The sequence below is a fragment of the Lactobacillus johnsonii ATCC 33200 genome (assembly GCF_000159355.1).
Classification (GTDB): domain Bacteria; phylum Bacillota; class Bacilli; order Lactobacillales; family Lactobacillaceae; genus Lactobacillus; species Lactobacillus johnsonii.
In genome coordinates this window covers 649830-663259 of the sequence record NZ_GG670120.1, presented here as the reverse complement: position 1 = coordinate 663259, position 13430 = coordinate 649830, and the positions used below count along the sequence as shown (strand labels likewise).

Genomic DNA, 13430 nt, shown 5'->3' with positions numbered 1-13430 from the left:
AAAAGTCTATACCGAGCGCAGAGAGACACTAGGTATAGACTTCCTCAGATAATTTAAGTCAATAATTCTAACTTGCGGTCTCTCTGTACCGTTTAAAGTTTAATCAAAATGAAGTTTAGCATCTTCGAGAAAGAATTACAAATAAAATTTTTGACTTTGAAAAAAATAAAAAAGCGTGTACAATCAATTCTTGAAAAATAATTGAATGACAGAGAGCATTCATTTTGGAGGAAAATATGATTAATACACACGTAAAATTACCAGGATTAGATTTAAAAAATCCAATTATGCCAGCAAGTGGTACCTTTGGTTTTGGGGATGTACCGGCAGCCAAGAAATTTGATTTAAATGATTTGGGAGCAATGGTAATAAAGACGACTACTCCTCATAGTACAACAGGTAATCTGCAGCCCCAAATAGCTGTTTTAAATACTGGGGTTTTGAATTCAGTTGGATTAACTAATCCCGGTGTGGATGCGGTGATCAAAGATAAATTAACTCCGTTGCGTAATGAATATCCTGCCTTGCCAATTATGGCTAGCGTTGGTGGAGAAGATGAAGCAGGATATCTTGAAGTAGCTAAGAAGCTATCTGATTCTGGACTAGTAAATGCCTTAGAGATTAATGTTTCTTGTCCGAATGTGAATCAGGGCGGAATGAGCTTTGGCGTTCATCCTGATGTAGTGGAAGAATTGACTAAAAAAATTAAGTCAGTCGTAAAAATTCCAATTTATGTAAAATTAACCCCTAATGTCACTGATATTACGCAGATTGCGAAAGCAGCTGAAAATGGTGGTGCAGATGGATTATCCTTAATCAATACTCTTTTGGGAATGGAGATTGATGTTGAAACTAGAAAGCCTGTTTTAGGTCACAATATTGGTGGTCTTTCGGGAGAAGCCGTAAAACCAATTGCTATTAGAATGGTTCACCAAGTTCGAGAAAGTACAACTTTACCAATTATTGGGATGGGTGGAATCAGTTCTGCTAAAGATGTAATTGAATTTATCTTAGCTGGTGCTAATGCAGTTGCTGTTGGAACGGCTCATTTTAAGGATAGTCTTGCTTCAAAGCATATTGCTGATGACTTACCAAAGGAATTAGAAAAGTTAGGAATTACAGATATTAATCAATTAGTGAATAAAGTCAATTTTAATTAAATGGCTTGACAAAAATCAGAAAGTACAGTAATTTTAAAACAATAAATGTCCTTTAAAATTAGTCCCGTGAGGCTAGCAAGGCAGGCTTAAATAAGTATGACTTTACTATAAGCTCCTAGTCTCAAGAACTAGGAGCTTTTTTTATGGGCAAAATCAGGAGGAAAAATATGGCAAAGGAAATTTGGGATGCACTAGCAATGAAACGTGCATTAACTCGAATTACTTATGAAATTATTGAGCAAAATAAGGGTACTGATAATCTTGTTTTAATTGGAATCAAGACAAGAGGAGTTTATTTAGCCAAGAGAATTCATGACCGAATTCAAAAATTAGAAAATGTTGATGTGCCAATCGATGAGCTAGATATTACGCTTTATCGTGATGATCGTCATGATGCTTTACTAAAACAAGATCCAGTAGTCAATTCTAACCAAATTGATGTTGATATTACCGATAAGAAAGTAATTTTAATTGACGATGTAATTTATACTGGTCGAACAATTAGAGCAGCGATGGATGCTTTGATGGATGATGGACGTCCTAGTTCAATTAAAGTGGCAGTTTTGGTAGATCGCGGTCACCGTGAATTACCAATTAGAGCTGACTTTGTCGGTAAGAATATCCCAACTGCAGCTAACGAACAAGTTGCTGTTAACATGGTAGAAAAAGATGGTAAGGATTCAGTTGAACTGAAATCTCTATCAAAATAATTAAGAAATATTAATTTAATAGTCAACCATTTAATTGACTCCAGAGAGGGCCAGAAAGGTTGCTATATTTTTCGTATACAAGAATATGAAAAATAGGCCTGGAGCAATTAAATGCTTCAGGCCTTTTGCTTTAGAAAGAATAAAAAATGGAAAATTTAAATCTTGTTAGTTTACCACATTTTGTTAGTGTAGAAAATCTGAGTGTTGAAGAAGTTGAAGCTTTAATTAATCGAGCAGAATATTTTAAAAATGGTGGAGCTACGCCTAATCTAACAGATCTCATCTATATTACTAATATGTTTTTTGAAGATTCAAGTAGAACGCATACTAGTTTTGAAATGGCTGAAAGAAAATTAGGTTTAACTGTAATTCCATTTGATCCTGCTCATTCTTCAGTTAATAAGGGAGAAACATTATATGATACATCCCTGATTATGGAAGCTGTGGGAGTGAATATTGAAGTAATTCGTCATTCACAAAATGAATACTATCAAAATTTAATCCGCCCTCAAAATCATCAACATTTAGATATTGGAATAATTAATGCCGGAGATGGCAGTGGGCAACATCCAAGTCAATGTTTGTTAGACATGATGACAATTCATGAACATTTTAAGCAATTTAAAGGTCTAAAAGTAGCTATTGTTGGCGATATTACTAATTCACGAGTTGCTAAAAGTAATATGGAATTACTCCATCGGTTAGGAGCTGAAGTTTACTTTTCAGGACCTGAATATTGGTACTCGAAGGAATTTGATAAATATGGAAAATATGAAGAACTAGATAAGTTGATTTCCGAGATGGATGTGATGATGCTCTTAAGAGTTCAACATGAAAGACACAGTGATGATCCTAATGAAAAGAATTTTGATGCAAAAGCATATCATGAAAAATACGGAATTAATAACCAACGCTATCAAGAATTAAAGCCAAATGCAATTATTATGCACCCCGGCCCAATTAACCACGATGTTGAATTAAGTGCAGATTTGGTGGAAAGCGACAAGTGTATGTTTACTCGTCAAATGCAAAATGGTGTGTTTATGAGAATGGCAATGATTGAGGCAGTCTTACGAGGAAGAAAATTAGGAGGGCTCAAGTAATGACTACTGTAATTAAAAACGGAACTGTGTACCAAAACGGCCACCTAATCAAAGCCGATGTTTTAATCGATGGTCAAAAAATTAAGGCTATTGGAACTGATCTAGAAGGGGAAGAAATAATTGATGCTAGCGGGATGATAGTTAGCCCAGGCTTAGTGGATGTTCATGTGCATTATCGTGATCCCGGTCAAACCTATAAGGAGGATATAAAAACTGGTAGTCAAGCGGCAGCACGTGGGGGTTTTACAACCGTTGGTGCTATGCCCAATGTCACTCCTGTTCCTAATACAGCTGAATTAATGGAGAAAATGGTTAGAGAAAATCAAAAAAAGGGGTTAGTTCATATTCTCCAGTATGGTCCTGTCACTAAGGATGAAATAACTGATATTATTCCTGACTACGCAGAACTTAAGAAAGCAGGCGCATTTGCATTAAGTAATGACGGACATGGAGTTCAAAGTGCGCAGACAATGTATCTGGCCATGCAAAAGGCTAAAGAAAACAACTTAATTATTGCAGCCCATGCCCAAGATGATTCACTTTTTAATAAAGGAATTGTTAATGAAGGAATAGCAGCTGAAAAATTAGACTTACCACCAGTTACAGAACTTGCTGAGACTACGCAAATTGCTCGTGATCTCCTTTTAGCACAAAAAACAGGAGTCCATTACCATATTTGTCATGTTTCGACAAAAACCAGTGTAGAATTAGTTCGTTTAGCAAAAGCACGAGGGATTAAGGTAACGTGTGAGGTTGCACCACACCATATTTTATTGACAGATAGCGATATTCCAGAAGACGATCCTTATTTTAAGATGAATCCACCACTAAGAAGTAAAGAGGATCAAGCAGCTCTTTTAGTTGGGATGCTAGATGGAACAATTGATTTAATTGCTACTGACCATGCTCCCCATGCTAAAGCGGAAAAAGAAGGTAGTATGCGAGGAGCCGCTTTTGGAATTACAGGAAGTGAAACAGCATTTAGCACTCTTTACACTAGATTTGTAAAGGAAGACAAAGTTTTCACGCTTGAACAATTACTATCTCTTCTTACTGATAAGCCGGCTACAGTATTTGGTATAAAAAGCGCAGGTCTTCTTGCACCTGGTGAGAATGCAGATATTGCGATTTTTGATATTGAGCATCAAAAAGAAATTAAAGAAGAGGATTTTAAGTCTAAAGGAGTAAATACACCATTTACTGGGCAGAAAGTATATGGGGAGACAGTGATGACATTTGTTGATGGTAAAGTTGTATATCAAAGGGGAACAAAATGAAACGCTATTTAATTTTAGAAGATGGTAGCATTTATGAAGGCAAAGGCTTTGGAGCTAATTGTGAAAGTAGCGGTGAGGTTGTTTTTACAACAGGGATGACGGGCTATCAAGAAGCAATTACTGACCAAAGCTATGCTGATCAGATTTTGGTTTTTACTAATCCGTTAATTGGAAACTATGGAATTACTTTGGCAGATTATGAATCACTTGAGCCTCAAATTAAGGGTGTAATTTGCCACCAAGTAGCGCGTCACCCAGACAATTGGCGTATGCAAACAACCTTGCCAAAGTTTTTAAAACAATTAAATATACCTGGCTTGCAGGGAATTGATACTCGTGAATTAGTTAAGAAATTAAGAATTCACGGTACTCTAAAAGGAAGAATTACTGATTCAAAGGAAAATGCAGCAAGTATTGCTCAAGAATTAAAGCAAAGAAACATTACCCAAGGTGTAATCAGCCGTGTTTCAACGAAAAATTCTTATCCAGTTCCTGGCTCGAAAAGAAATATAGTTGTTATTGACTTTGGTATTAAGCACAGTATTTTACGAGAATTAGCGGAGAGAGACTGTAACTGTATTGTCTTACCTTACACTGCAACAGCCGAAGAAATTTTAAATCTTAATCCAGACGGAGTGCTTTTATCAAATGGGCCTGGAAATCCAGAAGAAATGCTTACGGCTGCAAAAATGGTCCAAGAAGTTGAAAAACATGTTCCGCTATTTGGAATTTGTATGGGCCATCAAGTCTTTGCTCTAGCAAATGGGTCTAGTACCTACAAAATGAAATTTGGACATCGCGGATTTAATCATCCTGTAAGAGAAATTGCCACTGGTAATATTGGTTTTACTTCGCAAAATCACGGTTATGCGGTAGATCCGAAATCTATTGATAAAGAAAATTTGATGATTACTCATGTTGAAGTAAATGATGGCACAGTTGAAGGATTACGTCATAAAAAATATCCTGCCTTTTCAGTCCAATTTCACCCTGATGCAACTCCAGGCCCTCATGATGAAGACTCATTGTTTGATGATTTTATGTCAATGATTGACCAAAGAAAGGAAGAAGAGCGTCATGCCTAAGAGAACAGATATTCATAAGATTATGGTAATTGGTTCTGGTCCAATTATTATTGGTCAAGCTGCAGAATTTGATTATTCAGGAACACAGGCTTGCTTAGCTCTTCGTGAGGAGGGCTATGAAGTAGTATTAGTTAATTCAAATCCTGCTACGATCATGACTGACACTACTATTGCAGACAAGGTTTATATTGAACCCCTAACTGTGGAATCAATCTCAAGAATCATTAGACAAGAGTATCCTGATGCAATTTTACCAACGCTTGGTGGGCAAGTTGGATTAAATATGGCTCTTTCATTAGCTAAAACAGGAATTTTGGATGAGTTAAATATTGAATTATTAGGAACAAGACTTTCTTCGATTGAACAAGCAGAAGATAGAGAGAAATTTAAAGAGTTATGTAAAGAATTGGGTGAACCCGTTCCACCATCAACAACTGTTAATACTGTTGAAGAAGCTTTAGAGTTTGGCGATAGAATTGGCTATCCAATTATCGTTCGTCCAGCCTTTACTATGGGTGGAACTGGTGGTGGTATTTGTAATAATCATGAAGAGTTAGCAAAAATTGCCAAGAATGGATTAGAACTGTCACCTGTTACTGAATGTTTAATTGAGAAATCAATTGCGGGTTATAAAGAAGTTGAATTTGAAGTAATGCGTGATCATGATGATAATGCAATGATTGTGTGTTGCATGGAGAATTTTGATCCAGTTGGAATTCATACTGGGGATTCTATTGTTTTTTCACCTAGTCAGACTTTGAGTGATAAAGAATACCAAATGCTTCGTGATTGTTCTTTACGTTTAATTAGGGCTCTTAAAATTGAGGGAGGTTGTAATGTTCAGCTAGCCTTAGATCCTAATAGCTTTGACTATGATGTTATTGAGGTGAATCCTCGAGTTTCACGATCAAGTGCATTGGCTTCAAAGGCAACAGGTTATCCTATTGCAAAAATGGCCGCAAAGATTGCAATTGGGATGACACTAGATGAGATTAAAAATCCGGTAACTGGAACAACGTATGCTGAATTTGAACCAGCTTTAGATTATGTCGTCTGCAAAATTCCTCGCTGGCCATTTGATAAGTTTTCTAAGGCCGACCGCACTTTAAGTACCCAAATGAAGGCTACTGGTGAAGTAATGGCAATTGGTCGAACAGCTGAAGAGGCAATGCAAAAGGCGGTAAGATCCCTTGAAATTGACGAAAAAGATCTCTATTCTGAAGCGGCTCATCATGCAAGTGATGAAGAGATAGAGCAAAAACTAGTTAAAGCGCAAGATGATCGGCTCTTTTATTTAGCAGAAGCCTTTCGCAGAGGGTATAGTCTTGAAGATGTTCATGAATTAACCAAAATTAACTTTTATTTCTTAGATATTGTTAGTCACATGGTAGAGATGGAAAAAAATATCCAAGAAAATAAGGATAATCTTGAAACTTTACGTTTAGCTAAGAAATATGGTTTTAGTGATGCAACTATTGCTACTTTATGGAATGAAAGTGTTGATCAAGTTAGAGACTTGCGTAAAAAGAATGGGATCATTCCAGTCTATAAAATGGTTGATACTTGCGCCGCAGAGTTTGAATCAAAGACGCCATACTTTTACTCAACTTATGATGGTGAGAATGAATCACATAAGTCTGGTAAAAAATCAGTAATTGTTATTGGTTCTGGTCCAATTAGAATCGGACAGGGTGTCGAGTTTGATTATGCAACTGTTCACTGCGTAAAAGCACTTCAAAAGATGGGTTATGAAGCCATTGTTATTAATTCAAATCCAGAAACTGTTTCAACTGACTTTTCAATTTCTGATAAATTGTATTTTGAACCCCTAACCTTAGAAGATGTATTGAATGTTTGTGATTTGGAAAAGCCCGAAGGTGTAATTGTTCAGTTTGGAGGACAGACTTCAATTAATTTGGCTGCTGGGTTGAAAGATCACGGGATTAAAATTTTGGGAACCAGTGTTAAAGATCTTAACCGTGCAGAGGATCGTGAACTATTTGATCAAATAATTAAGAAACTTAAATTAAATCAACCAAAGGGCTTAACTGCAACAACACATGAAGGAGTTATTAAAGCGGCTGAAGAGTTAGGGTATCCGGTCTTAGTTCGTCCAAGTTATGTGCTGGGTGGAAAGGCAATGGAAATTGTTTACAACAAGAGTGAGCTTGAAGAATACTTGCATGACCACGTAGACATTGCAGCTGATCATCCAATTTTAGTAGATGACTATTTAGACGGTCGTGAGTGTGATGTCGATGCAATTTGTGATGGGCAGGATGTTTTACTACCCGGAATTATGGAACACATTGAACATGCTGGTGTTCACTCTGGCGATTCAATGGCGGTTTACCCACCACAGAACTTTACGGATGAAGTTAAAGATAAGATTATGGATGTTACGCGTAAGCTTGCTCTTACTTTGAATTGTGTGGGAATTATGAACATTCAATTTATTGTGAGAAACGGTGAAGTTTATGTAATTGAAGTAAATCCTCGTGCAAGTAGAACAGTCCCATTTTTAAGTAAGATAACTGGAATTGAAATGGCACAAGTTGCGACTCGGGTAATTATGGGCGAAAGGCTGGCGCAGCAGGGCTACAGTGATGGTCTAGCACCTGAACCAGAGATGATTAGTGTTAAGGCTCCAGTCTTTAGTTTTAGTAAGTTAGCTGACGTAGACTCATATCTTGGCCCAGAAATGAAATCAACAGGTGAAGTAATGGGAAGCGACCATACTTTTGCGAAAGCTCTTTATAAGGCTTTTGCCGGAGCTAAGATGCAACTACCTGAAAATGGAAATGTTTTGTTAACAATTGAAGACAAGGATAAAGAAAAGATTCTTCCAATTGCAAAGAGATTTGCAAGAATTGGTTATCGAATTTTTGCTACTAAGGGTACAGCGGACTTTTTAAAGAATAATGGGTTACATGTTGATCTTGTAACTAAAGTTCATGAAAATGAAAATGCAGATGACAATATCTTAAATGAATTAAGAGAGAGAAGAATTGACTTAGTGATTAATACCATGGGACACGATATTGAAAAGAATTCTGATGGCTTTATTATTAGACAAATGGCTATTCAACAGAATGTCCCATTACTAACAGCTCTTGATACAGCTGACGCACTCTTAACATCTCTTGAAAATAGATCATTTGCAACAGACGCTTTAAAATAGTAATGCTCCCTGATTGAGGAAAAGATACAAATGGTAAAAGAAATTTGGGATAAACCTGCAATGCAGCGAGCTATTGTTAGGATTACATATGAAATTATTGAAAGGTATAAGGGAGTAGATGAGCTGGTTTTAGTTGGAATCAAAACTCGTGGCGTCTATTTAGCACGTAGAATTGGGGATCGACTTGAAGAAATTGAAAAGAAGATTGTTCCAGTAGGCCAACTAGATATAACCTCTTATCGAGATGATCGTAGAGTTGATATTAATCAAGAAAAGATTTCAAATTTAGAACCCAAAAATTTAAATATTACTAATAAACATGTTGTATTAGTAGACGATGTCCTTTATACCGGAAGAACTATTCGGGCTGCGATGGATGCTTTGATTGCAACTGGACGTCCAAAGTCAATTGCAGTTGCGGTTTTGGTAGACCGAGGACATCGAGAGTTACCAATTAAGGCAGATTTTGTTGGAAAGAATATTCCAACAGCTTTGAGCGAACAAGTAGCAGTTAATGTTAAGGAAATCGATGGTATTGATAGCATTGAGTTAATTAAATTAAAGTAGAAAAAACTGCATCATTCTGAAAAATCAGATGATGCAGTTTTTTTGCTCTATTTATTCTATTACTTTTGCGCCTAAGGCATTTTTAAAATGATCCAAGGCCCATTCTTGACCATGTTCGGTAAAGGTAGTAACACCCTTACTTGGAATAGTTAAATCATAGTTTAAATTATAGGCAGTCATAGCCGTATGAAGAACACAAATGTCTGTACATACTCCCGTTAACCATAGGTCGTTAATTTTACGTTCGCGTAAGTAGTTATCAAGATTAGTATTTTGGAAAGAAGAATAGCGATTTTTGTTAAATTTATATACTCGGTCACTAGACTTATGAGCTTCATACCATTCTTTTAACTTACCGTATAACTCTTGCCCTGGTGTACCAACAATATTATGTGGTGGAAAGAGCTTATATTCTGGACTAAATGTATCACCGGTATGTCCATCAGTTGGAAAAATTACATAATCTCCATTATCATAAAATTTATTTGCTAATTCGATTAAATAATCTTCTAAAGCTTGAGCTGGCTTTCCACAGGTAAGAGAACCATTGTCTGCAATAAAGTCATTAGTGTAGTCAATAATTAATAGTGCTTTTTTCATATTTTTTCCTTAAAAATTAAAACTATCCTGAATTACGTAAGCCAGAGGTTACCCCATTAATGGTAATCGGTAAAATACTTTCATAAACACCGGCAATCTCATCGACGCGATCTCGTTTAATCATTTCAATTTGAATGTAGTTAAGAATGTTGAAGTATGGCATCCGGTAATTTAAGCTCATCTTTAAACTTGGGTTATCTGCAAGTAATTCTTTGTTACCTTCAATTTGAAGGATTACTTCTTTAGTAAGTTTCCATTCTTGACAGATAGTATCAAAGACTTTTTTAGTATCTTCATCTTCACATAGGTCCGCATATTGTTTTGCAATATCCATGTTAGATTTGGAAAGAACCATATCAACATTGGAGAGGAGGGAGTGGAAGAAAGGCCAACCTTGATACATCTTTTGTAAGGTATGGAGGTTATTAGGATTGGCATCAATGAAGTGCTTGAAGGCAGAACCAACACCATACCAACCAGGAAACATAATTCGACTTTGTGACCATGAGAATACCCAAGGAATAGCTCTTAAGCCTGAAAAATCAGTAATCTTCTTTCTTGCTGCTGGACGAGAACCAATATTTAAGTTGGAAATTTGTTTAATTGGTGTAGCTTGCAAGAAGTAGTCAAGAAAAGCTGGTGTTTCAAAAACAAGCTTACGGTAAATTTTATTACTGTCTAAAACAATTTCATCCATTGAGGAACGGAATCCACCAATATCATCTTCACTTACAATTTGTTTAGAAACAATACGGTCGATAGTAGCTGAGGCTAGCATTTCCAAATTGTAGTAAGCAGTATCTTGATTACCATACTTGTTTTGAATGATTTCACCTTGTTCAGTCATTCGAATCCGGTCATTAATTGAGCCAAAAGGTTGAGCAGTAATAGCTTCATAAGAAGGACCACCACCACGACCCACAGTTCCACCACGGCCGTGCATGAAGGTAATATTAACACCCAATTTCTTGCCCATTGCAGTTAAGTCTTTCTGAGCCTTATAAAGATTCCAGCAAGAAGCTAAGTAGCCACCATCTTTATTTGAGTCAGAGTAGCCCAGCATAATTTCTTGGTAATTATTTTGAGAAGCAAGCCATCTTTTAACAATGTCAAGATTTAGAAATTCTTTCATAATTTCACGAGAGTTTTCTAAGTCTTCAACTGTTTCAAATAATGGCACAACTTGAATGCGAGCTCCTTGATTATTTAAAAGATCATATTCTTTAAGCATGATTGCTTGTTCAAGAAGATCAGAGACACTTTCAGTATGAGAAATAATGTGTTGTTTAATTACATCTTCACCAATACAATCCTTGAGTTGACGAGCAGTCTTGTAGATCTTTAATTCCTTTTGAAGCAATTCAGATTTTGGCTTATTGTTAGCATGAAGATTACGTGGATCATTGTTTAACTCATTAAGTAAAACTTTAACCTTATCTTTTTCTGGTAAGGCACTATAATCATCACAAATTCCGGCACCCTTTAGCAATTCAGCAACACAAGTTTCGTTTACACTAGAATCTTGACGCATATCAATTGTTGCCAAATGGAAACCAAAGATATCAATTGCTTCTAATAGCTCAATAAAGAAACTTCTAACTACAGCTTGGTCATAATCTTCTTCGAGCGATTCTTTAATTGTAATTAAATCAGCTTTAAAATCTTGTGGATTCTTATAAACAGGGATTTTGTCTAAATTTTCCAAATCGCGTTTTTTAACAAAGCTATTTTTATCAGCTGTTCCTAAAAGAGTGTATTCAGTATGAAGTAAACGGCTCTCAATATAGTAGAAAGCACGACGATATGGTTCATTAGTTCTAAATGGTGAATCATCATTTGAGAGCTCTGATAATTTTTCAACAGCGGATGAAGGCTTCATATAAGAAGTAGACATTGAAATCGTGCGGTAAAGATTGTTTAGCTGTTTAATATAGTATTCAAAAATTACTTGGCTTTGTAAAGTGGCACTCAACTTTAATGTTTCAGCAGTAACGTATGGATTCCCATCACGATCGCCTCCGATCCACATTCCCATAGTAATTGGGGTGGCGCCAACTAGATTTAAATTATGTTTTTTAGCTAATTCTTGGTAGCGAGCTGTAAATTTAGTGATAGCCGGAATCAAAGCCTTAGGATAGTATGCTAAAACGTTTGTAATTTCATTAGAAACCTGTAGTTTGTGGCTACGAATAATATCGGTTTGCATTAAAATCTCGATGTAAGCGCGGAGTTTTTCAGTCCATTCAGCCTGATTAATGGTTCCGTTTTTAACTTCACGGTAACTGCGTAATAGACCGTGAATTTGGTCAGTTAGTTCAAGGACAGTTTTTCTTTGAACTTGAGTAGGGTGAGCAGTTAAAACGGGAACTACATTAACATGCTTAAGAATTTCACTGGCATTTTCTTTTTGAGAAACTAAGTCAATCGTATCTTCAAGTTTACCAAGATAGTCTTGATCCGTATTATTGAGTAAGTTAACTTCACTAGCTAACTCTACATCTTCAGAAATATTAATTAATAAAGGTAAAGTTGCAAAATAACGTGCAACGACAATCATTTCTTGGTTAGTAAGACTAGCAATTTGCTTTTCAAGAGCATCGTAGTCTTTTTGAGCGGAGATCTTAATTAAATCTTGAATTTTATTAAAAATCACATCCCCACTTAATTGACGTGTACTTTCGTTAAGTAAATTGGTCAAAATTTTAACTTCTTCAGCTACCATTGCATGATCGCTGCTATTTTCTAACTTCTTGATGGACATTAAAAAAATTTCCTCCTTTTTGTGAAAGATTTAACATAAGAATAACACATATTTTTATGTTTGAATATTAGTTTGAAAGATAATTTTTTTGAGTGTTTTTCATCATTGTTACGACCTTTTTAGCAGAAAATTGAACTGTAAGAGATTTAGCATAATTTTGGTAATTTGCACTCATCATTTTTAAATCTTGGGGATGATTAATCCAGTAATCAATTCTTTGAGATAAAATTTCGCTTCTTCCAGCGAGAAAAAGATTGTTAGGACTTAAGGCATATGAACTGGTAGAAGAGATAGGACTTTGGGCAATTATGGGTACACACCCAGTCGCAAAAGCTTCCATGCAAGCCATCCCTTCAACTTCCACGTTAGTACAATGAATAACAATATTGGATTGATCCATGATCTGTTTTAGGTCATTTCTAGAATAAAAGCCAAGCTGAGCATTAATCTTTAGTCTTTGACAAATTGAAAGTATTGTAAAGGAATCAGTCGATATCGTTCTCTGGTTATTCTGTAAATAATAGTCACTAATGCCATTAGAAATAACTATTAACTTGGATTTGAAGTTATATTTTTTTAAACGTTGTTCGACCTTAGTAGTGGGACACTGTAAATAGCTACAGTAATAAAAAGTAGTATCACGAAATAATCTCATAAAAGCAGAATTGATGCTGCCATGGTCTAAAATTGATACTGAAGCAGTCAGATTTTCAGGATAAAGATGAAAAGTACCTGTAATTGGCTTTCTCATCTGTTTGGCAATTTTAGCGGCGCTCCAACAAACAGGAAAAGGGTCTTCCAAGTGGACTAAATCTGCCCATCTAATAGCCTCTTTAATTATTTCTTTTTTAGGTTTAGCAAAATGAAATCCTTCTTTGGCAATAATATTTTTTAAAATTGGGATTGTCATTATTGGAAGAGGATAATCTGGTTTTCCACCTGCAATTGAAGAAAGGATACGAACATCTTGCCCCATATTAATTGCT

10 protein-coding genes are annotated in these 13430 nt (G+C 35.8%); 7 read left to right on the top strand and 3 right to left on the bottom strand.

The window, feature by feature from the left end; genetic code table 11:
- Positions 1-236 precede the first annotated feature (236 nt).
- The 7 genes from HMPREF0528_RS03135 (at position 237) to pyrR (HMPREF0528_RS03105) (ending at position 9083) form a co-directional block, all read left to right on the top strand.
- The gene (locus HMPREF0528_RS03135; protein ID WP_004895035.1) at positions 237-1160 is read left to right on the top strand and encodes a dihydroorotate dehydrogenase; all 924 of its coding nucleotides are present in this window, start codon (positions 237-239) and stop codon (positions 1158-1160) included.
- Positions 1161-1327: 167 nt separating this feature from the next.
- On the top strand, positions 1328-1870 hold the full coding sequence (gene pyrR, locus HMPREF0528_RS03130; RefSeq protein WP_034525115.1) for a bifunctional pyr operon transcriptional regulator/uracil phosphoribosyltransferase PyrR: 543 nt from the start codon (positions 1328-1330) through the stop codon (positions 1868-1870).
- Positions 1871-2016: 146 nt separating this feature from the next.
- Positions 2017-2973: an aspartate carbamoyltransferase catalytic subunit gene (locus HMPREF0528_RS03125; RefSeq protein WP_004895031.1), complete on the top strand. Its 957-nt coding sequence runs from the start codon at positions 2017-2019 to the stop codon at positions 2971-2973.
- Positions 2973-4250 carry a dihydroorotase gene (gene pyrC / locus HMPREF0528_RS03120; RefSeq protein WP_004895027.1) on the top strand — a complete coding sequence of 426 codons (1278 nt, stop codon included), beginning with the start codon at positions 2973-2975 and terminating at the stop codon, positions 4248-4250. Before HMPREF0528_RS03125 ends, pyrC begins: the two co-directional genes overlap by 1 nt.
- Positions 4247-5335 (top strand): carbamoyl phosphate synthase small subunit, encoded by a 1089-nt coding sequence (locus HMPREF0528_RS03115; RefSeq protein WP_004895025.1) that lies wholly within the window; start codon positions 4247-4249, stop codon positions 5333-5335. The genes pyrC and HMPREF0528_RS03115 overlap by 4 nt, the downstream gene beginning before the upstream one ends.
- The gene (carB, locus tag HMPREF0528_RS03110) at positions 5328-8516 is read left to right on the top strand and encodes a carbamoyl-phosphate synthase large subunit (RefSeq protein WP_004895023.1); all 3189 of its coding nucleotides are present in this window, start codon (positions 5328-5330) and stop codon (positions 8514-8516) included. Before HMPREF0528_RS03115 ends, carB begins: the two co-directional genes overlap by 8 nt.
- Before the next feature lie 30 nt (positions 8517-8546).
- Positions 8547-9083 carry a bifunctional pyr operon transcriptional regulator/uracil phosphoribosyltransferase PyrR gene (gene pyrR / locus HMPREF0528_RS03105; protein ID WP_004895022.1) on the top strand — a complete coding sequence of 179 codons (537 nt, stop codon included), beginning with the start codon at positions 8547-8549 and terminating at the stop codon, positions 9081-9083.
- A gap of 51 nt (positions 9084-9134) precedes the next feature.
- Here the strand turns inward: pyrR (HMPREF0528_RS03105) and HMPREF0528_RS03100 are convergent, their stop codons facing one another.
- The 3 genes from HMPREF0528_RS03100 to HMPREF0528_RS03090 form a co-directional block, all read right to left on the bottom strand.
- On the bottom strand, positions 9135-9683 hold the full coding sequence (locus HMPREF0528_RS03100) for a cysteine hydrolase family protein (protein ID WP_004895018.1): 549 nt from the start codon (positions 9681-9683) through the stop codon (positions 9135-9137).
- A 22-nt stretch (positions 9684-9705) separates the two neighbouring features.
- Positions 9706-12444, bottom strand: coding sequence for a phosphoenolpyruvate carboxylase (ppc, locus tag HMPREF0528_RS03095; protein WP_004895013.1), 2739 nt, complete (start codon positions 12442-12444; stop codon positions 9706-9708).
- 67 nt (positions 12445-12511) lie between these two features.
- Positions 12512-13420, bottom strand: coding sequence for a glycosyltransferase (locus HMPREF0528_RS03090; RefSeq protein WP_004895010.1), 909 nt, complete (start codon positions 13418-13420; stop codon positions 12512-12514).
- Positions 13421-13430: the final 10 nt, after the last annotated feature.

Bases quoted from the DNA above. Each gene is read 5' to 3' on its own strand.
- HMPREF0528_RS03135 (WP_004895035.1), top strand. From the start codon at position 237: ATGATTAATACACACGTAAAATTACCAGGATTAGATTTAAAAAATCCA.
- pyrR (WP_034525115.1), top strand. From the start codon at position 1,328: ATGGCAAAGGAAATTTGGGATGCACTAGCAATGAAACGTGCATTAACT.
- HMPREF0528_RS03125 (WP_004895031.1), top strand. From the start codon at position 2,017: ATGGAAAATTTAAATCTTGTTAGTTTACCACATTTTGTTAGTGTAGAA.
- pyrC (WP_004895027.1), top strand. From the start codon at position 2,973: ATGACTACTGTAATTAAAAACGGAACTGTGTACCAAAACGGCCACCTA.
- HMPREF0528_RS03115 (WP_004895025.1), top strand. From the start codon at position 4,247: ATGAAACGCTATTTAATTTTAGAAGATGGTAGCATTTATGAAGGCAAA.
- carB (WP_004895023.1), top strand. From the start codon at position 5,328: ATGCCTAAGAGAACAGATATTCATAAGATTATGGTAATTGGTTCTGGT.
- pyrR (WP_004895022.1), top strand. From the start codon at position 8,547: ATGGTAAAAGAAATTTGGGATAAACCTGCAATGCAGCGAGCTATTGTT.
- HMPREF0528_RS03100 (WP_004895018.1), bottom strand. From the start codon at position 9,683: ATGAAAAAAGCACTATTAATTATTGACTACACTAATGACTTTATTGCA.
- ppc (WP_004895013.1), bottom strand. From the start codon at position 12,444: ATGTCCATCAAGAAGTTAGAAAATAGCAGCGATCATGCAATGGTAGCT.
- HMPREF0528_RS03090 (WP_004895010.1), bottom strand. From the start codon at position 13,420: ATGGGGCAAGATGTTCGTATCCTTTCTTCAATTGCAGGTGGAAAACCA.